Origin of the sequence: Bradyrhizobium sp. ISRA430 (assembly GCF_029909975.1) — a bacterium.
Taxonomy (GTDB): Bacteria; Pseudomonadota; Alphaproteobacteria; order Rhizobiales; family Xanthobacteraceae; genus Bradyrhizobium.
Map to the genome: position 1 here is coordinate 2575467 of NZ_CP094516.1, position 18231 is coordinate 2593697.

The window sequence follows — 18231 nt, forward strand, 5'->3', positions numbered from 1 at the left end:
ATGATTGGGAGGCAATATATAACAAAAATTAGATCATGCAAGATATTTCTGTAACATAAATTCAGACCCCGAACCGCAGCGCGAGAAGCTTCCGTGCGGGCGGCAATGCTCCCTTTTCATTGGTTCCATGGCCATCAAGCCATTGTTCCGACGGGGCAAGCAGGGCGCGATAGATCCCGCCGCAGAGCTCGCGCGCAGCCCTGCCCGGCCAATCCGCCGGCAGCAGGCCGTCAGGCAGCAGCGGATCGCGCAGCACCACACGGCGGTAATAGTGGATCAGCAGGATGCGCGCGGTGAAAGCATCGGCATCGGAGAGATCCGTACCGCGGTGAAGCGCAGCGTGCAGCGGCTCGAACATCTTCATAAATTTGAGATAGGCATCGGCGGTGCGATCGAGCGGCCAGCTCGCGCTGAGCAAGCGGCGTCCGCTGTCATCCTCGGCGGAGACCTCGAGGCGAATGGCGCCGGCAGCTTCCTCCGGCACGGGGACGCCGGACGGTGCGACCCAGACTCCCGGCAGCGGACTGCCGAAGCCGGCATTGCGCAGCGCCTCGCGCGAGGCGTCGCGGTCTTCGCCATTGCCGATCAGCAGGAGCTCGAAGCGTCCGGTCCAGTCCGACGGCGGTGGATCATAGATGTGGCGCGTGGCCGCCTCGAAGGTCTGCCGGCCTTTTTCGGCGAGCCGATAAAAGCTGTTGCGGCCGACCTTTTCGCGGGTCAGCCAGCCATCGGCCGCAAGGCGTGACATCGCGGTGCGAACCACACCGCTGTCGATGTCGAGGCCTTCGAAGAATTCCAGCAGCGTACCAAGCCACACCGAGCCGCCGCGCGGCACGATGGCATCGCCAAACACGGTGATGACGATGGAGCCGGTGCGCGACGGCTCGCGCTTGAGCTGGTCGATGATGCGGGAGAGCGGATGCGCCATGCACGAGCCATAGCGCGTTTGGTGCGGGCGGGACAATGGAGGGCGTGACGCTGGCTCCGCAGCTTCTTCTCCTTCTCCCCGTTCTTACCGGGAGAGGGCTGCATCCGCCCAAACGGTGACGGTGGGACTCGCGGAGAGTCCCCCTCACCCGGATCGCATCTCCGATGCGATCCGACCTCTTCCCGCAAGCGGGGCGAGGTGAAGGAGAGCACTACCGATGCGGGTCGGGATACGCTAGGCTGCGCCAGCCGCTGCGGTCGAAGGGCCGCCACTGGCCTTCCTTCTGAGCGAGGCGATCGGCCACCGCATAGATCACGGCGGGATGGTGGCCCATGCCGCAATGGCTGCTCTCGACCTCAATGCTCTCGCTCTGCGCGCCCTCCTTCTCCATGCAGCCCTGCCAGGCGCAGACGCCGTCGGTGCGGCTGAAGATGGCGGTGGTCGGCACCGGCGGCGGAACGGCGAGTTCGCCGCCGAAGCGGGGGTCGACCTCGTCGGCCTTGCGCCCGCTCACCCACTCATAGACGCGCCAGGCATTCGTGGAGCGCGGATCGCCTGCAAACGGGCTGCCCAGCGTGATCACCTGGCGCACGCGCTCCGGCATCATCTTGGCGAGCTGCCGCGCATAGAGGCCGCCGAGGCTCCAGCCGACCAGGCTGATCTTGCGGCCATGGCTATCGTTGAGCTCTTGGACCAGATCGACCATGGCATGCTGCACGCCCGAGCGCAGGCCGTAGTTGCGACCCTGACGCCAGCCGCTCACCGCATAGCCCTTGCTCTTCAGGAAGGTGCGCAGCGGGCGTGTCGAGACATCGGACGCAACCAGGCCCGGCGGCACCAGCACCGGATGGCCGTCACCGCGCGGCGCAAGACTGAGCAGCGGCAGCGCGCCGAGGAATGCGCCGAGTTCGTGGATCGCCCGTCCCTCCAGAAACATCAGGATGCGGGACGGCGGTCGCAGCGTCTGGGCAGTAGCGGTCATCAATGCTTCCCCTGCAAGAATCCTTGGAAAGGACGCCGGCCGCGATGCCGGCAATGGACATGAATTCCAATATACGCCGGCATCTTGAACGTTCTGCAGCGCAACATGAATCAGCTAGGCGGCCGGTTCCCGACATTCAAGCGGCTGGAACCGAGGACGACAATAGGGCCGCGCGTCAATCCGAACGGCCGTGACGCAAAAGTCACAACAATCGCAGCAGGAATTCGACGGTGTAGAGCGTAAGTCCGGCGATCCCACCGATCAGCGAACCGTTGAAGCGGATGTATTGCAGGTCGCGGCCGATGTTGATTTCGATCAGCGAAATCAACTGCGTCATATTCCACGACTTGACCTGATCGGAGATGAAGGTCGAGACGCCGCTCTTCTGGTCGGCGACGAAGCTGCGCAGCACGGTGACCAGACCCTTGTTGATCTCGGCGCGCAGCTCGGCGTCCCCCGCAAGCGCTTCGCCGGCGGCGACGAACATGCCGGCGAGATGATGCTGCAGCACCTGCGTCTCGCCGCTCGCGCTGCGCTCGATGAATGAGCGCGTGTTCGCCCACACCGTGTGCGCGAGATCGGCGAGTTCGGGGCGCGCGAGCAGATCGCGCTTCAGCCCGTCGATGCGGTCGATATAGATTTGGTCGGTACCGAGCCGATCGACGAAGGTCAGCACCATGCGGTCGAACTCGCCGCGGAACGGATGCTTGGGATCGCTGCGCACTTCATTGAAGAAGGCGGTTGCCGAAGCCACGATCTTGTTCACCAGAAACTTGTCGGCGCGATAGAGCCTGAGCAGGGTCGGCAGCTCCGCGCGCACCTTTTCGCGGATCATCGCCATGGACTGCTTTCCAGTCAGCGTGTCGTGCATCACGCGCAGGAGATCGTCGAACAGAACCTGATGCCGCCCCTCCGAAACGAAACCGCGCAGCGTGCCGGCGGCAAGCGGCGCGAGATCGATGGCCTGAAGCTGCGAGGACATGCGGCGGATGATGAAGGTCATCAGGCCCGAGTTTTCCGTCGCGTAAAAGGCTTCCGGCAAGAGGCGCAGCGCGAAGCGCGCGAGATCGTCGCTGCGCTTGCGGTCGCGCAGCCAGTCCGCGACGAAGGAGCCGAAATCGATCTCTTTCAACTTGGCCTCGACGGGACCTGCCTCGAGGAAATGCACCTGGATGAACTCGCCGAGCTTGTCGGCGATGCGGGCCTGGTTGCTCTGGATGATTGCGGTGTGCGGGATTGGCAGGCCGAGCGGCCGCTTGAACAACGCCACGACAGCGTACCAGTCGGCGAGCCCGCCGATGGTCGCGGCCTCCGCGAAGGCGGCGATGAAGCCGAACACCGGATGCACGTTTAACAGCCACTTCGCGACCACGAACAAGAGAAGCGTCGAGGCCAGCACCAGCGTCGCCAGCGCCTTGACGCGGCGCAGCTCCGCCGCGCGTTTGGTGTCGCCGGGGGCATCGAAGGAGAAGGTTGCCTGCGCGGTCATGGCGGTATTCGTTCCTCATCCCGAGGAGCCGCGTCAGCGGCGTCTCGAAGGATGAGGCCGCGCGCGGACCTCATGGTTCGAGACGGCGCTTCGCGCCTCCTCACCATGCGGGTCAGCGGTATACGGGCTTCAGATAAAAACAAGGCCCGCCGAAGCGGGCCTTAAAATTCAGTTTCTCAACTCAACGCACAAATTACGCGGTCTTGTTGTAGACCTTGGCGAAATTGTCCTGAGCGGCCTTCGCGCCGTTGGCGGCGAGCTTACCGAAATAGTCCGAGGTCGCCTTGGCGCGCGAGACGAGTACTTCGCCGCGGGCGCGGAGCAGGCCGGACTGGATCTCGACGGCTTCGCTGATCGACTTGGCCGACGCGAGCTTGTCGATACCGGAGAAGAACGCCTCGGCATCCTCATAGATCGCCTGCTGGATGTTGCGGCTGATCTTGCCGGCCTCGGTGACGGATTCGGTCACCGCGTTCTCGATGGCGGCGGTCACCCGCTCGGAGCCAGCGAAAACCTCGGCAGCACGGTCCTTGGCAGTGTTGGCAGTCTTCTTGACGAACTCGCGGGCGGCCTCGGGAACTTCCAGGTTCTGGATGTTCTTGAATGCGTCCTTGAAGCCCTCGAAAGCGCCGTTCGTTTCAGTGGTCATTGGGGTCTCTCCATCCTCATTGGTCTGAGCTATGGGCTCACCCCGTCCGGTTTTGGCCCGGGGCACTGCTTATATGACACGACTAATTGTGCGATGCAATATCCGTGCTGCGGTGCGACATCACGAAATCGTGAACATCCTAAATGGGAGGCATCCTGATGCCTCTGCCACGTCCGGAACTGATGCCCGGACGGCGACCTGATGCTGGATGGGACCTAGTGCTGGACCGCTCCCGGTAGCCCGTAGGCCTCCATCTGGGCCTGGACCTGCGCGATGTTGTGCCCAAGCACGACAATATCGTGCGTCTTGCCGTCGACATCCCGGACATGGTCCCGGAGCAAGGCCTCCGCCTTGAAGCCGAGGCTTTCGAACAGGGTGATCGCGGCCTGCTGGTCGACAGTCATCTGGACCGAGAGCTTTTCCAGGCCGGCGCCGAGTGCGAGCGCAAAGGTCTCCTGCGACAGCGCCCGCCCCACCCCGTTTCCGCGCACGTCGAGCGAGACCACCATGCGGATCTCCCCGACATGGGGCGACCAGGAATGCGGATCGCGCACCAAGGTGCCGCAGCCGACGACCTTGCCCTCCTTCACCGCGAGCAGACTCGTGATCGCCCCGCGCTCGATCTCCTTGACCCAGGCGGAGAGCACCTTCGGCTCGCTGATGTTGCGCGGCAGGAACAACAAATCGTGCGTCGGCAACGCCTTTCCGAAGCCGAGTACGGCGGCTTCGTCCGCCGGCGACATCAGGCGGATCTCGATATCACCGGCATCCGTCTTGACGTGACGCGGATAGGAACGCTGCTCGCTCATGTCGATCTCTTCCCCAACCAGGAGTCCAGTTTCGGCCACAGCCGCTTGACCGCATTGGCGCCGGCGACGAGGGAGACGTGACCGCCCTTTAGGATCACCTCTTCCTTGTCCTCGGATCCGATCTTCGCGATGAGGTGCTTTGCCGCCTCATAGGGCACGATGTGATCGTGCTCGGCGACCGCATGCAGGATCGGCACCTTGATGTTTTCGAGCTTCGCCGCGCGGCCGCCGACCGACATGGTGTCGTTGAAGAGCTTGTTGTCCCACATCAGGTCCTTGGTGATGGCGCGGAAATACTCGCCGGCGAGCGGCAGCGTGTCGGTCGCCCAGCGATCGAACATCCGGTAGGACTTCACGAACTCGTCGTTCCAGATGTTCTCCCAGAGCTGGATCTGGCTCACCGTGCGCGAGGCGGGGCGCAGCATCTCGAACGACGACAGGATCATCTCCGGCGGCATGTTGCCGATGCTGTCGACGAGGCGGTCGACGTCGAAATAGCGGCGATCGGAAAAGTTGGAGAACAGCTTCATCTCGCGGAAATCGATCGGCGTCGTGAAGCAGATCAGGTTCTTCATCGGCCCGTCATTGACGATCGAGCCGTAGAGCAGCGACAGCACCCCGCCGAAGCAGTAGCCGATGACGGAGACGTCCTGCTCGCCGGAATCCTGCTGCACGCGGCGGACGCAATCGGGGATGAAATCGAGGACATAGTCCTCCATCCGAAGGTTCCTTTCCTCCGGCCGCGGCGCGCTCCAGTCCAGCATATAGACGTCGTAGCCGCGCTTGAGCAGGAACTCGATGAAGCTCTGGCCCGGCACGAGGTCGAGGATGTAACCGCGATTGGTGGTCGCCATCACGATCAGCACCGGCACGCGGTAGATCTCGTCCGACATCGAACGATAGTGATAGAGGCTCATCGTGCCGCGCGAATGCAGCACGTCCTTCGGCGTCGACCCGATTGTTGGACCGGAGGTCGAGAAATATTCGACGCCCTTGATGCTGCGCATGATGGCGCGCTGCACCTCGGATTGAATGCGCTCCGGGATCGATGCGAAATCAAGTCCCGTCGGCGCGTTCATTTCTGCTCTCCGCCTTCGGGGGGTGGGCGCTTCGTCCGCGGCGGCCGCGGTGCCGCACCGATCTGCGATCGGCCCGAGGTCGCCGACATCTGGCTCAGCATGGACTTGATCTCGCCGAGTTGCCCTTCGATGGATTGCAGCCGCTCCGCGATGCCGGTCATCTGCTCACGGCTCGGCAGATTCATCGAGAGAAGATATTTCTCCATGACATCGCCGAACTGCTTCTGAGCACCCGCAGCAACACCGCCGGCCCGGTTCATGGCTTGCGAGAATTCGGGCGTTTCCATCGCCTTGGTGGCAAACGAGTTGAAGCCTTTCTCCATCTCGCCAATCATCTTCTGCCACAAGGCGACCGGATCGTTGATCTTGTCGGTCATCGGCGTCCTCCAGGTCACGAGAGCTTTTGCGCTCCTCTTTTTCCGCCATACCACACCGTTGCGACGGGCCGGTCAACGGGTAAGCGGCGGCCTGGTGTCGCGCGCATGGCTTCTTTGCGGCGGCAAACCGTGCAATACAACAGGTGTTGACCTGCAAGAGGAGCACGCCCGTGAACGCCTCCGTCCATCAGCCGCCGCAGATCGTCCGCGCCAACGGCATCGACATCTGCTACGAGATCTTCGGGAGCGATAGTGCCGAGCCGCTGCTGCTGATCATGGGGCTTGGCGCCCAGATGATCCATTGGGATGACGCCTTCTGCGAACAACTCGCCGCGCGCGGCTTTCGCGTGATCCGCTTCGACAATCGCGACATCGGCAAGTCCAGCCACCTGAGCGGCGGCAAGCGGCTCACGCCCTTTGAGCTGTTGAAGCTGCGCTTCCTGAAGATCCCGGTGGCAGCCACCTACAGATTAATCGACATGGCGAAGGACACGGTCGGCCTGATGGATGCACTCGGCATCAAGTCGGCGCATCTGGTCGGTGCCTCCATGGGCGGCATGATCGCCCAGGAGGTCACGCTGTCGTTTCCGCAGCGCGTCCGCTCGCTCACCTCGATCATGTCGACGACGGGAAATCCGCGAGTGCCGCCACCAACTCGCGAAGCCTCGGCCATGCTGATGGCGCCGCCGCCGCGCAGCAAGGAGGAGTTCATCGTTCGCTTCGGCCAGACCTGGAAGGTCTTGCGCGCCGGTCATTTCCCGGAAGAGGAGGCGCTCGATCCAGGCCGCGCCGAGCGGGTGTTCGCACGCGGGCTCAACCCGGCCGGCGTTGGCCGACAGCTCCGCGCCGTGCTCGCCTCGGGCAGCCGCAAGGAGCGGCTGCACGCCGTCAAGACGCCGACGCTGGTGATCCACGGCACCGTCGATCCGCTGGTGCGGCCCGAGGGCGGTCAGGACACGGCGGCATCGATTCCCGGAGCAAAGCTGTTGATGATCGAGGGCATGGGCCACGCGCTGCCGATGCGGTTCTGGGGCGAGATCATCGACGCCATCGACAAGCATGCGCATGGCGCGGCGGCGAAGGCGGCCTAACGCTTCTTCGCGATCCAGATCACATGGCGCGCACCACCGCCTTTTCCAGTGGCGCGGACGTTGACTTCGTCGACCTCGAAGCCCGCAGCACGAAGATGGCGTGAAAATTTCGCATGCGGTCCGGACGACCAGACTGCGAGTACCCCGCCCGGCCGCAGCGCGGTATGAGCTATTCTCAACCCGGCGATATCGTACAAGGCATCATTGGCCTTGCGGGTGAGACCTTCGGGACCATTGTCGACGTCAAGCAGGATCGCATCGAACCCGAGCGGATGTCTTTCGATCAACTGCGCAACATCCGCTTCACGTATATCAACGCGAGAGTCACTGAGACTGTCGCCGAAAATCTCGGCCATCGGACCTTGCGCCCATGCCACCACCGCAGGGACCAGTTCGGCCACAACGATCTGCGCCTTGCTTCCGAGCACGGCGAGTGCCGCACGCAGCGTAAAGCCCATGCCCAACCCGCCGATGAGGACAACCGGCATGGCGACCGTCTCGATTCGCTTCGCCGCGAGCGTCGCGAGCGCGGCCTCGGAGCCCGACAGCCGGCTGTTCATCAACTCGTTGGTACCGAGCATGATGGAGAACTCTCTGCCGCGGCGCATCAGGCGAAGCTCGCCATCAGAGCCGGGTATCCGGGTGCTATCGATTTTTTCCCAGGGAATCATGCCTGAGGTTTAGCACGATCCGGCCGGCGGGTTATCGGCCCGCCCAGACATCGAGCACGTAGCGGTCCTTTGCACCCAACTCCTCGATCCAGCGCGCGCCTGCGGCCGCATCGCCGCCGCTCTTCTCGCGATAGATGGCGACGAGCGCAGCCTTCACCTCCGGCTCCATCTTGCCGCCGTCACCGCAGACATAGATGATCGCGCCCTGCTCGATCAGCGTCCAGACCCTGTCCTTCTGGCTCGCGAGCAGGTGCTGCACATAGGTCTTCGGACCATCTGCGCGCGAGAACGCGGTGAAGAGCTCGGTGATACCACTCGCCTCCAGCACCTTCAATTCGTCCCTGTAGAGATAGTCCTGGTCGGGATGGCGGCAGCCGAAGAACAGCATCGCCGGTCCAAGGGCGGCGTCCTTCGCCTTGCGCGCGGCGCGCTCCTGAAGGAAGCCGCGGAACGGCGCCAGTCCCGTGCCCGGACCGATCATGATGATGGGCACCGATGCATCGTCCGGCAGTCGGAAACCGGCCTTGGTCTCGCGCACGGTTGCATAGATCATATCGCCCGCGCGGCGGTCGCTGAGATAGTTCGAGCAGATGCCCTTGTAGATCCCGCGCCCCGACGCGGCAGGCCCGCCGACCACGCCTACGGTGACGCTGCATCGCATGGGATCGACCGACGGCGAAGACGAGATCGAATAATAGCGCGGCGCGAGCAGCGACAGCATCTCGAGATAGGCATGGAACGGCAGTTCGCAGGCCGGATGTTCGATCAACAGGTCGAACACCGATTTGCGCTTGACCAGGATCTCGTCGCGATAGCGCTCGCCCGCTTCCGCATCGTCGCCGACGAAGGCCAGCAGCTTCGGCTTGGTGACCGGGCAGCGCGTGTGCTCCGACATGATCTGGATCTGCTTGCGCGTTGCCACTTGCTGGAGCTCGACAAAATCGGTGAGGAGCTGGCCGATCGAGACACTCTCGCCGACCGGCAGTTGCGCGCGGCGTCCCTCGGCGACCTGCAACCTGACCTGGTCAGCAGGCAAGAAGCCAAAACGGCGCGCGACGGCATCGACCAGCGCGGGGTCGTTGCGCGGCACCACGCTGAGATGGTCGCCGACGCGGTAACTCGCGCCTTGCGGCAACTGGACCTCTATATGCCTTGTTGAACGCTCCGACGGATTGGGGCCGCTCCTGTTCTGGAGCTCGTCGTTGACCAGCACCTTCATCGCCACCGTGCCGCCAAGCGCTGCGACCGCATTCACCGCACCGGGCGCGACCGGCTCGACCTTGTAAAGCGGCTCGTCGTCGGCGCTGCGGCTGAAGCTTTGGGTAAGCCCCCATTCTTTCATCGCTGCGGGTGCGGCGGCCGCGAACCATTTTTCGAACTGGCCGTCGAGATCGCTGCGCGCATCACCCTCGCCGCGGGCATAGACGCTGCGCGCGCCGCGGGCCGCAAGCTGCTCATCGATGAAGCGCGGCACGGATTGATAGGTCGCCGCCCAATCGCTGTTGCCGCAGCCGAACACCGCATAGCGCACTCTGGACAGCTCATCCTTCAACACGTCGCCGTGCAGCCATTTGACGAACTGGGTGGCATTATCGGGCGGCGCGCCGTTGTATGAGGCGCAGAAGATCAAGACGCCGCCCTCTTCCGGCAGCTTGCCGGCATGATCGTCGAGCGGCGCGAGCTTGGTGGCAAAGCCGTTGACCTCGGCAAGATCGGCGACGCGCATAGCCAGCTCCTCGGCGGTGCCGAGATTTGAACCGTACAGTACGAGCAGTGGCGTGTTGTGCCCGGGGCGCGTCGTGGCGCGCGGCGCGGCCGTATCGGCGCCCGAGGTCGCCGTCACCGGACCGGCATAGGCCCCGCGCTCGCGATCGGCACGCGGGCGAACCTTGATCTTGAAGCCTTCCGGCTTGATCGTCAGCGTCTCCTTCAGATGCATCTGGTAGCGCTGATGGTCGATCAGGCGAAAGCGCTGCAGGATCATGCCGAGCGCGAGCGCGGCCTCGTGCATGGCAAAGCCGCGGCCGATGCAGGCGCGCTGGCCATTGCCGAACGGCTTCCAGGCATTGATCGGTCGCTTGGCCTCCGCCTCGCGGCTGAAATTCTCCGGGTCGAACGCATCGGGATTGGGCCCCCAAACGCTGGGATCGCGATGCAGGGCCGTCACGAGAATGGTGGTGAAGGTGCTTTTCTTGAGCCTGTACTTGCCGCCACCGATGGTCTCGTCCTTCAACGGCGAAATGCCGTAGGCGGGCGCGGGCGGCCACAGCCGCAGCGCCTCTTTGAGGATCTGCGTGATGTAGGCGAGCTGCGTCACCTGTTGATAGGTCGGCTTGGCATCGACGTCCGGACCGAAGATGCGATCGACCTCGTCATAGGCCTTCTTCAGTATCTCGGGGTGCTTGAGCAGCGCGTAGATCGTGTAGGACAAAAGGCCGCTGGTGGTCTCATGGCCCGCGATCAGAAAGGTGTTGATCTGGTAGCGGATATTGACGTCGTCGAGCTGCTCGCCGGTCGAGCGGTCAACGCCGGTCATCATCGCCGCGAGCATGTCTTTCTTGTCGTCGATGGCCTCGGTGCTCTTGCGCCGTTCGGCGATGATCTCGTCGACCATCTTGTTCATGAAGGCGACGTCTTCGGCCAGCGTCTTGCGCCGCTTCTGCATCCAGAGCTGCTCGAACGGCAGGCCGCGGGTCATCATGATGGTTTCGAGCGAGCGCACCAGCGACTCGACGAAGGGATGGTAGTCGCGCCGGTAGAACGAATTGAAGCGGTAGTCGAAGCCGCACAGCCCGATCGTGTCCAGCGTCAGCGCGGTCATGTCGTGAACGACGTCGATCTCGTCGTCGGCGTTGAGCCGCTCCCACTTCTTCACGAGCTGCTCGGCGATGTCGACCATGCTCGGATGATAGGACTGCATGGCGCGGTTGCCGAAGGGCTGGAGCAGGATGTTGTGCGCCTTGCTCCAGTTCGGCTCGTTGGTGTCGGCCGTGAACAGGCCGTCGCCGCCGACAGCGCGTACGCGGCGCAGCGCTCCGCGCACCGTCTTGTCGAACCGCTTCTCGTCGGAGAGCTCGTCGACAAGTTCATGGCCCGAGACGACGACGATCGGCGAGCCCATCATGTCGAGCCAGAAGATCGGGCCGAGCTCCTTGGCCAGCCGCGTCAGGTGCTGCACCGGCGCGGCCGAGTCCAGCGACAGCATGTTGCCGACCACCGGCTTGGTCGGCGGATGCGGAATCGGGTCCAGACGGTTCTTGGATGGCATTGACGTGCGTATCCCCCTGCCTCGATCAGTACCCCGTCATTGCGAGGAGCTCTCGCGACGAAGCAATCCAGGCTGCCGCGCGCGGAGAGATTCCTGGATTGCGTCGCTTCGCTCGCAATGACGAGTTTAGCCAAACCGCCTTCTACGCCATTCGATCAGCTTGGCGCTGACCTCTTCCGGCTTCTCCTGCTGCGTCCAATGGCCGCTGTCGCGCACGAGATATTTCTCCAGATCCGGAATCAGCTTTTCCATGCCGTCGGCGGAGGACGGCGGCAGCACCGCATCGTTCTCGGCCATGATCATCAGCGACGGCACCCGAACGGTGTGATCGAGGCCTTCGGAGCGCACCCAGTTGCGCGACATGTTGCGGTACCAGTTGATACCACCGGTGAAGCCGGTCCTGGTGAAGGCGTCGACGAACACCTGCTTCTCCTCCGGCGACAGGATCGGCGTCCGCGGATCGTGCTTGGCGTCATAGCCGGCGATCATCTGCGGAAACGCCAGATTAAGCCGCGGCGAAGCGCCGACACCGGCAATCACTTCCTCTGCCGGCGCGTCGGCCGGGCGTGGCACCGGCTTGCGCATGAAAGCGTCGAAGGTCTGCTCGACGCGACTGCCGAATATCCCGTCAGGCTCGCGCGCCGGATCCTGGAACTGCACGATGTACATTTTGTCGCCGAAGCGCGCACGCAGCAGCTCGATCGGATCGGCCCAAGCCCGGTTGGTATGGGGTGTGTTGATCCCCACCACGCCCGCGACGCGGTCGATGTGCCGCAGCGGCATCTGCCAGACGACGAACCCACCCCAGTCGTGGCCGACGAAGATCGCCTTGTCGATCTTCAGATGATCAAGCAGCCCGACCAGATCGCCGGTCAGATGTTCGATGTCATAGGCCTCGACCGGCTCGGGCCGGTCGGTCGCGCCATAACCGCGCTGGTCCGGCGCGATAACCCGGATACCGGCTCCGCTCAGCGCCTTGATCTGGTGGCGCCAGGAGAAGGCAAGCTCGGGCCAGCCATGACAGAGCACCATCGGCGGTTTGTCGCTCTTCGGGCCCGCGTCGTAATAGCCCACACGGATTCCGTTCGTCTGCACGAACTCGAGCGGCGGCATTTCGATCATTGCAAGCTTCCTATTCGGCGGCGCCTTTGACGTCGGTTGCCGGCGGCGCATAGGCCGCCTCCAGCGCGGCAAACTCCTCCGGCAGCATGTCGCACATCACCTGCACGTGCGGAATGATGTTGGCCCCGACGATGAAGCCGAAATCGAGCTGGTCGCGATAGCTCTGCACGGTAATATTGAGCGCCTGTCCATGCGTCGAGATTGACACCGGGAATATGTGCAAGAGCTCGGCACCGGCGGCGTAGAGCGTCTGCCGCGGTCCCGGCACGTTGGATACGGTGATGTTGGCGGCCGGCGGCAGCACGTCCGAGAGGTTCGAGCGGCTGTAGAGCAGCGCCAGGATCTGCACCATGATCGGGGCGCCCAGCATCGAGATGTTGGAGACCTGCGGCATCAAGGCGCGCAGCGGATGCGACATCTCCTTGGCCTTGGTCGATTGCGCGATGATCGCCTCCAGCCGCGCCTTGGGATCGTCGATGTTGGTGGCGATCGAGCAGATCATGCCGAACACCTGGTTGTTGGCCTCGGTGTTGCCTTCCTCGCGCAACGAAATCGGCACCGCCGCCGTCATCGATTTCGCAGGCAGCGTGCCGTACTGCTGCAGGTAGCGGCGGACCACGCCGGAGGCGAGCGCCAGCACCACGTCGTTGAGCTTGCCGCCGGCCTGCTTGGCGAGCGCCTTGGCCCGTGACAGCGAAATCGACACACCGGCGAAGCTGCGCTCGGACGAGATCGATTTGTTGAGCATGGTCGGCGGCGACACCATGCTGGCGAGGCTCTCGCGCGATTTCGGATCGGCGATCTTGCCGAGCACGTCGGACACGCTCTTGAGCACGGTCGGGATGTTGCCGGCGAAACGCACCGCGCTCTCGATCTGGTACATCGCATTGTCGAACAGGATCGAGCCGATGTCACTCTTGCCGGTGCGCGGCAGTTGCAGATTCTTGGCGGCCTGCGAAGCGTCGAGCGGCTGGCTGAAGAGCTGCTGATAGGAATCGAGCAGGTTCGCCGCAATGTCGCGCGGCTCCGGTCCGGGCTTTGCGCCTCCCGTCGGCGGATCGACCGTCCGCGGGATCGGCGAGATGTCGTAGATCATGTTGGTCAGCGCCGCGCCGGCACCGCCGTCGATGGCGGCGTGATGCATCTTGGAATAGAGCCCGACCTCGTTGTCCTTCATGCCCTCGAACACGTAGAACTCCCAGAGCGGACGGGCGCGGTTCAGCAGTTTTGCATGCATCCAGCCGACGATGCGCTCGAGCGTGGCGCGGTCGCGCGGCTCCGGCAGGCTGGCGCGGAAGATGTGGCGGTCGATGTCGAACTGATCGTCCTCAACCCAGGTGGGATGATCGATGTCGAGCGGCGCCTTTTCCAGCCGCGCTTTGAGGATCGGCGCGATGTGCAGGCGCGAGACGATCATCGCCTTGAAGGCTTCGAAGAAGTCGCCCTTGTAGTCGTCGGGCAGGCGAAAGATCGCCATGCTGCCGACGTGCATCGGCATTTCCGGCGTTTCCAGATAGAGAAACGACGCATCCAATGACGACAGCTTCTTCCCGTCGGCCATCATTCCCTCCCGCAAATTCGACGGGCACCTTGGTTGGCGCTTCTCGTCAGGCGGATACTGCCTGTTCCGGCGGGGCATATGCAATGGCAAACGGCCCCTCCCGGTCAAATGGCCAGAATTCCCCTTCCGGCTGCGCTAGACGGTCCGCCACGGCCCACAGGGCGGCCGGGTTCACCCCGAGCCCGATGTGGCTCGCAAGAAAGACCTCGATGTTTTCGGCACGTTCGGAGGGACGGAGCAGGCAGGTCCGCCAGTTCACGACGCCGTCGGCGCGCGAATAGATCGAGCTGGCCGGCACCGGCAGATCGCCGGCGATCGCCGCACGCAGCTCGGCAAAATCCTCGACGCGCTCGCCGGACAGCGATTCGTACAGCCGCGTGGCATTGGTTGCCCGTACGTCATTGGCAAAGGGGCTTCCGAGCGTAACCACATAGCGGACCATGTCGGGCGCCTGCAGCGCAAGGTCGCGCGCATAGACGCCGCCGAGACTCCATCCGACCAGACTGACCTTGCGACCCGTCGCGGCGTGGATCTCCGCGAGGCGGCCGCGCAACGCCTCCCGCATTCGCGCCAGGCCTCCGAGATTGCGGCCCATCCGCCAGGCATGCGTATCGTAGCCCAGCTCGCTCAGATAGCGCCGCATCGGCGCCATCGACAGGTCGCTGGCGAGAAAGCCCGGCAGCGCCAGTACCGGATGGCCGCCACCCCTCGGCGCACGCATCAGGATGGGCGACAGCAGGACGCTGGCGTTGAATTCGAACAGGCTGCGTGCTTCGGCAAACAGCAGTCCGAGGCCCGGCGGACGAAGCCGGCCTGACGCCAGGGCCCCGTCCCGCTCAAACGGCATTATTTCTTCTTGTCATTGCCGCGGGTGCCGCCGAGACCGGCCATCGTCACGAACATGTTCTGAAACTGCTCGGCCAGCTTCGGATCGAAGGTGAACCAGCTCTGGATCAGCGATTCCGGCGAGACCTTCTCGATGTTGCTCAGCACCTGCTGCTGCAATTTGTCCATCACCGCCGTCTGCATCGGCGCAACGTCGGGCAATCCGAAGAACTGGCGGGCTTCGAGGGGGGTGCAGTCGATTTCTATATTAACTTTCATATCCCCTCCTAAGAACGGATTCGAGCGGCCTGCACAGTATCGCCGCGACCTGGTGTGCGACGCAAGCGACCTGACGCAAGCGGCAGACCGCCGGTTTCGACAATCGGCGGACATGATCAATCAAATCGCGCCGCCAGGAGTGGTGGGCCGGGCGCATCTGGCGCAGACCACCGCAGGCGGCCCAACGGCCGGCCGGGGCCGCTTCCGTCCGCCATTCTGGGACTTCACGGGCCGAAAGTCGAACATCACCTGCAGCCCGTCCTGCAATTGTTGGTCAGCATTGCTGCACAGCGGCGCAACTTGGCGCGTTCCTTGCTGGAATGACGCTTGCACGGTTCAGCAACTCTGGGCAACATGGATCAATAAGCCCGCCGAACAATCAAAAAACACCGGTGCGGCATTGGAGAGGGTCAGGGATGTCAATAGGTCGTAGTCTGTTCGCGGCGACGCTTGCCGGTATGCTTGCGTTGACGCTCACGCCGGCGTCGAGCCAGACGCTGCGTTACGCCAATCAGGGCGAGCTCAAGTCACTGGATCCCTACACGCTGAACGAAAGCACCACCCATGCCCACCTCGGTCACGTCTATGAGGGCCTGGTCGAACGCGACAAGGACCTGAAAATCATTCCGGCTCTGGCCGAAAGCTGGGAAACGCCCGAGCCGACCCGCTGGCGCTTCCATTTGCGCAAGGGCGTTAAATTCCACAACGGCGATCCCTTCACCGCCGACGACGTGGTGTTCTCCGCCGAACGCGTCCGCGCGCAGGGCTCCAACCTGCTGAACCGCCTGCCGGCCGATGCCAAGGTCGTCAAGGTCGACGATTACACCGTCGATTTCATCCTCAGTTCGCCCAATCCCATCCTCATAGGGCAATGGGACGTCTGGTACATCATGGACAAAAAATGGGCGGAGGCGAACAACGCGGTGGCACCGACGCCGGCCGCAGCCACGACCCCGAGCTATGCCTCGCTGCACGCCAACGGCACCGGCCCCTTCATGATCGAGAGCCACCAGCCCGGCGTGAAGACCGTGTTCAAGGCCAATCCGAACTACTGGAAGAAGCCGGAACATAACCTCAAGGAGATCGTGTTTACCCCGATCGCATCGGACGCCACGCGCGTGGCGGCGCTTCTGTCGGGCGAGGTCGACGTGATCGAGCCGGTTCCGATCCAGGATATCCAGCGCGTCAATGCAAGTCCCAACGCGACGGTGCTGTCCGGACCGGAACTGCGCACGATCTTCATCGGCATGGACCAGTCGCGCGACGAGCTCCTGTATTCGAACATCAAGGGCAAGAATCCGTTCAAGGACATCCGCGTACGCGAGGCTTTTTACAAGGCGATCGACGTCGAGTTGATCAAGAATCGCGTCATGCGCGGGCTCTCCACCCCGTCAGCCCTGATGATCGCACCGGAGCTCTACCCGCTGTCGAAGGAATTCACGCGGCCGAAATTCGATCTCGAGGGCGCCAAGAAGCTGCTGACGGAGGCAGGCTATCCCGATGGTTTCGAGGTCACGATGGACTGTCCGAACGATCGCTACGTCAACGACGCCGCGATCTGCCAGGCCGTCGTCGGCATGCTCGCCCGCATCGGCGTCAAAGTGAACCTGCTGGCGCAGCCCAAGGCGCAGTATTTCGCCAAGGTGCTGAAGCCCGGCGGCTACAAGACTTCGTTCTTCCTCCTGGGCTGGACGCCCGCCACGATGGATTCCCAGAACGTGCTGCACGACATCATGGGCTGTCGTGACGATCCGAAGGATCCCAACCGTGGCGAAGCCAATCTCGGCGGCTACTGCAACAAGCAGCTCGACGAGCTCACGGACAAGATTCTGGTTGAGCCCGACATGACCAAGCGCAATCTGCTGATCAAGCAGGCCTTCGAGATCGGCAACAAGGACTGGGCCTACATCCCGCTACATCAGCAGGCGCTGGCATGGGGCGTGTCCAAGAAGGTGAAACTGGTTCAGCGCGCGGACAACCAGGTCCTGCTGTACTGGGCCACCAAGCAGGAAGAATAGGTGCCGACGAGTTGTGAAGTCCCGGAAGCCTCGGCTTCCGGGACTTGCCATTCGCACCTCACGCAAATGATGCGCACGTCTGAAGAGACGTGAAAGGACCAGATGCTCGCTTTCACCCTTCGCAGGGCAATCCAGGCTATCGGCGTCATGATCGCCGTCGGGATCATCTCGTTCTCGATGTTCCGCTTCGCCGGCGATCCCGTGAACCAGATGGTGTCGATGGACACCTCGGGCGCCGAACGTGCCGCGATCCGCAAGTCGCTCGGCCTCGATGATCCCGTGATCGTGCAGTTCGGCCGCTATGTGGCCAACGCCGCCGAGTTCAAATTCGGCGTCTCCTATCAGTTCCGGCTGCCCGTATCGCAGCTCCTGTCGGAGCGGATGCCGGCGACGCTGGAACTGGCGGTCTGCGCCACCATTCTCGCGATGGTCTGCGGCATCCTGATGGGAGTCTATTCGGCGCTCCGCCGCGACACCTGGCTTGCTCATGCGTTCCAGGCGATCTCGCTGATCGGCATCTCGCTGCCGACCTTCCTAATCGGCATTCTCCTGATCTACCTGTTCTCGGTGACGCTCGGCTGGTTGCCCTCGTTCGGACGCGGCGAGGTCGTGCATATCGGCTGGTGGACGACGGGTCTTCTGACACTCTCAGGACTGAGGGCGTTGATCATGCCCTCGATCACGCTTGGCCTGTTCCAGATGACGCTGATCATGCGGCTGGTGCGCGCCGAGATGCTGGAAGTGATGCGCACCGACTACATCCGCTTCGCCCGCGCCCGCGGATTAACCACCCGAGCCATCCATTTCGGTCACGCGCTGCGGAACACGCTGGTTCCGGTCATCACCGTCGCCGGCCTGCAATTTGGCTCGGTCATTGCCTTTGCCATCATCACCGAGACCGTGTTCCAGTGGCCGGGAATGGGACTGTTGTTCGTGCAGGCCGTGCAGAATGTCGATATCCCGATCATGGCCGCCTATCTGATGATGGTGTCCCTGATCTTCGTCACCATCAATCTCGTGGTTGATATCCTCTACACCATCGTCGACCCGCGTCTGCGCTCGACGGTCAGCCGGGCACACTAA

The 18231-nt window shown here is 63.3% G+C and carries 16 protein-coding genes; 3 read left to right on the forward strand and 13 right to left on the reverse strand.

Annotated elements, in window-relative coordinates:
• Window positions 1-61: 61 nt before the first annotated feature.
• From paaX to MTX21_RS12625, 7 genes are all read right to left on the reverse strand, one after another.
• On the reverse strand, window positions 62-928 hold the full coding sequence (gene paaX, locus MTX21_RS12595) for a phenylacetic acid degradation operon negative regulatory protein PaaX (RefSeq protein WP_280965128.1): 867 nt from the start codon (window positions 926-928) through the stop codon (window positions 62-64).
• A gap of 211 nt (window positions 929-1139) precedes the next feature.
• Window positions 1140-1910 carry an alpha/beta hydrolase gene (locus tag MTX21_RS12600; RefSeq protein WP_280965129.1) on the reverse strand — a complete coding sequence of 257 codons (771 nt, stop codon included), beginning with the start codon at window positions 1908-1910 and terminating at the stop codon, window positions 1140-1142.
• Between the two features lie 202 nt (window positions 1911-2112).
• Window positions 2113-3399, reverse strand: a complete 1287-nt coding sequence (locus MTX21_RS12605) for a DUF445 domain-containing protein (protein WP_280965130.1) — start codon at window positions 3397-3399, stop codon at window positions 2113-2115.
• A 193-nt stretch (window positions 3400-3592) separates the two neighbouring features.
• Window positions 3593-4048 carry a phasin gene (locus MTX21_RS12610; protein WP_279371151.1) on the reverse strand — a complete coding sequence of 152 codons (456 nt, stop codon included), beginning with the start codon at window positions 4046-4048 and terminating at the stop codon, window positions 3593-3595.
• A gap of 215 nt (window positions 4049-4263) precedes the next feature.
• Window positions 4264-4857, reverse strand: a complete 594-nt coding sequence (locus MTX21_RS12615) for a GNAT family N-acetyltransferase (protein ID WP_280965131.1) — start codon at window positions 4855-4857, stop codon at window positions 4264-4266.
• Entirely contained in the window at window positions 4854-5936 is a 1083-nt protein-coding gene (locus tag MTX21_RS12620) for an alpha/beta fold hydrolase (RefSeq protein ID WP_280965132.1), read from the reverse strand. The genes MTX21_RS12615 and MTX21_RS12620 overlap by 4 nt, the downstream gene beginning before the upstream one ends.
• Entirely contained in the window at window positions 5933-6313 is a 381-nt protein-coding gene (locus MTX21_RS12625; protein WP_280965133.1) for a hypothetical protein, read from the reverse strand. The genes MTX21_RS12620 and MTX21_RS12625 overlap by 4 nt, the downstream gene beginning before the upstream one ends.
• Window positions 6314-6483: 170 nt before the next feature.
• Between MTX21_RS12625 and MTX21_RS12630 the strand changes: the two genes are divergently transcribed.
• On the forward strand, window positions 6484-7404 hold the full coding sequence (locus MTX21_RS12630) for an alpha/beta hydrolase (protein ID WP_280965134.1): 921 nt from the start codon (window positions 6484-6486) through the stop codon (window positions 7402-7404).
• On the opposite strand, the gene MTX21_RS12635 is transcribed toward MTX21_RS12630, so the two are convergent.
• From MTX21_RS12635 to MTX21_RS12660, 6 genes are all read right to left on the reverse strand, one after another.
• Window positions 7401-8075 (reverse strand): spermidine synthase, encoded by a 675-nt coding sequence (locus MTX21_RS12635; RefSeq protein ID WP_280965135.1) that lies wholly within the window; start codon window positions 8073-8075, stop codon window positions 7401-7403. The genes MTX21_RS12630 and MTX21_RS12635 overlap by 4 nt on opposite strands.
• Window positions 8076-8106: 31 nt before the next feature.
• Window positions 8107-11343, reverse strand: coding sequence for a cytochrome P450 (locus MTX21_RS12640; protein WP_280965136.1), 3237 nt, complete (start codon window positions 11341-11343; stop codon window positions 8107-8109).
• Window positions 11344-11469: 126 nt separating this feature from the next.
• Window positions 11470-12465: an alpha/beta hydrolase gene (locus MTX21_RS12645; RefSeq protein WP_280965137.1), complete on the reverse strand. Its 996-nt coding sequence runs from the start codon at window positions 12463-12465 to the stop codon at window positions 11470-11472.
• 10 nt (window positions 12466-12475) lie between these two features.
• Complete coding sequence (locus MTX21_RS12650) at window positions 12476-14026, reverse strand: wax ester/triacylglycerol synthase family O-acyltransferase (RefSeq protein ID WP_280965138.1); 1551 nt, start codon at window positions 14024-14026, stop codon at window positions 12476-12478.
• Window positions 14027-14072: 46 nt separating this feature from the next.
• Window positions 14073-14873 (reverse strand): alpha/beta hydrolase, encoded by an 801-nt coding sequence (locus MTX21_RS12655; protein WP_280965139.1) that lies wholly within the window; start codon window positions 14871-14873, stop codon window positions 14073-14075.
• Complete coding sequence (locus MTX21_RS12660) at window positions 14873-15130, reverse strand: DUF6489 family protein (protein ID WP_280965140.1); 258 nt, start codon at window positions 15128-15130, stop codon at window positions 14873-14875. The genes MTX21_RS12655 and MTX21_RS12660 overlap by 1 nt, the downstream gene beginning before the upstream one ends.
• A 416-nt stretch (window positions 15131-15546) precedes the next feature.
• Here MTX21_RS12660 and MTX21_RS12665 point away from each other — a divergent pair, with 416 nt between their 5' ends.
• Window positions 15547-17148, forward strand: coding sequence for an ABC transporter substrate-binding protein (locus tag MTX21_RS12665; RefSeq protein ID WP_280965141.1), 1602 nt, complete (start codon window positions 15547-15549; stop codon window positions 17146-17148).
• Between the two features lie 102 nt (window positions 17149-17250).
• Window positions 17251-18231, forward strand: coding sequence for an ABC transporter permease (locus tag MTX21_RS12670; protein ID WP_280965142.1), 981 nt, complete (start codon window positions 17251-17253; stop codon window positions 18229-18231).

Bases quoted from the DNA above. Each gene is read 5' to 3' on its own strand.
- paaX (WP_280965128.1), bottom strand. From the start codon at position 928: ATGGCGCATCCGCTCTCCCGCATCATCGACCAGCTCAAGCGCGAGCCG.
- MTX21_RS12600 (WP_280965129.1), bottom strand. From the start codon at position 1,910: ATGACCGCTACTGCCCAGACGCTGCGACCGCCGTCCCGCATCCTGATG.
- MTX21_RS12605 (WP_280965130.1), bottom strand. From the start codon at position 3,399: ATGACCGCGCAGGCAACCTTCTCCTTCGATGCCCCCGGCGACACCAAA.
- MTX21_RS12610 (WP_279371151.1), bottom strand. From the start codon at position 4,048: ATGACCACTGAAACGAACGGCGCTTTCGAGGGCTTCAAGGACGCATTC.
- MTX21_RS12615 (WP_280965131.1), bottom strand. From the start codon at position 4,857: ATGAGCGAGCAGCGTTCCTATCCGCGTCACGTCAAGACGGATGCCGGT.
- MTX21_RS12620 (WP_280965132.1), bottom strand. From the start codon at position 5,936: ATGAACGCGCCGACGGGACTTGATTTCGCATCGATCCCGGAGCGCATT.
- MTX21_RS12625 (WP_280965133.1), bottom strand. From the start codon at position 6,313: ATGACCGACAAGATCAACGATCCGGTCGCCTTGTGGCAGAAGATGATT.
- MTX21_RS12635 (WP_280965135.1), bottom strand. From the start codon at position 8,075: ATGATTCCCTGGGAAAAAATCGATAGCACCCGGATACCCGGCTCTGAT.
- MTX21_RS12640 (WP_280965136.1), bottom strand. From the start codon at position 11,343: ATGCCATCCAAGAACCGTCTGGACCCGATTCCGCATCCGCCGACCAAG.
- MTX21_RS12645 (WP_280965137.1), bottom strand. From the start codon at position 12,465: ATGATCGAAATGCCGCCGCTCGAGTTCGTGCAGACGAACGGAATCCGT.
- MTX21_RS12650 (WP_280965138.1), bottom strand. From the start codon at position 14,026: ATGGCCGACGGGAAGAAGCTGTCGTCATTGGATGCGTCGTTTCTCTAT.
- MTX21_RS12655 (WP_280965139.1), bottom strand. From the start codon at position 14,873: ATGCCGTTTGAGCGGGACGGGGCCCTGGCGTCAGGCCGGCTTCGTCCG.
- MTX21_RS12660 (WP_280965140.1), bottom strand. From the start codon at position 15,130: ATGAAAGTTAATATAGAAATCGACTGCACCCCCCTCGAAGCCCGCCAG.
- MTX21_RS12665 (WP_280965141.1), top strand. From the start codon at position 15,547: ATGTCAATAGGTCGTAGTCTGTTCGCGGCGACGCTTGCCGGTATGCTT.
- MTX21_RS12670 (WP_280965142.1), top strand. From the start codon at position 17,251: ATGCTCGCTTTCACCCTTCGCAGGGCAATCCAGGCTATCGGCGTCATG.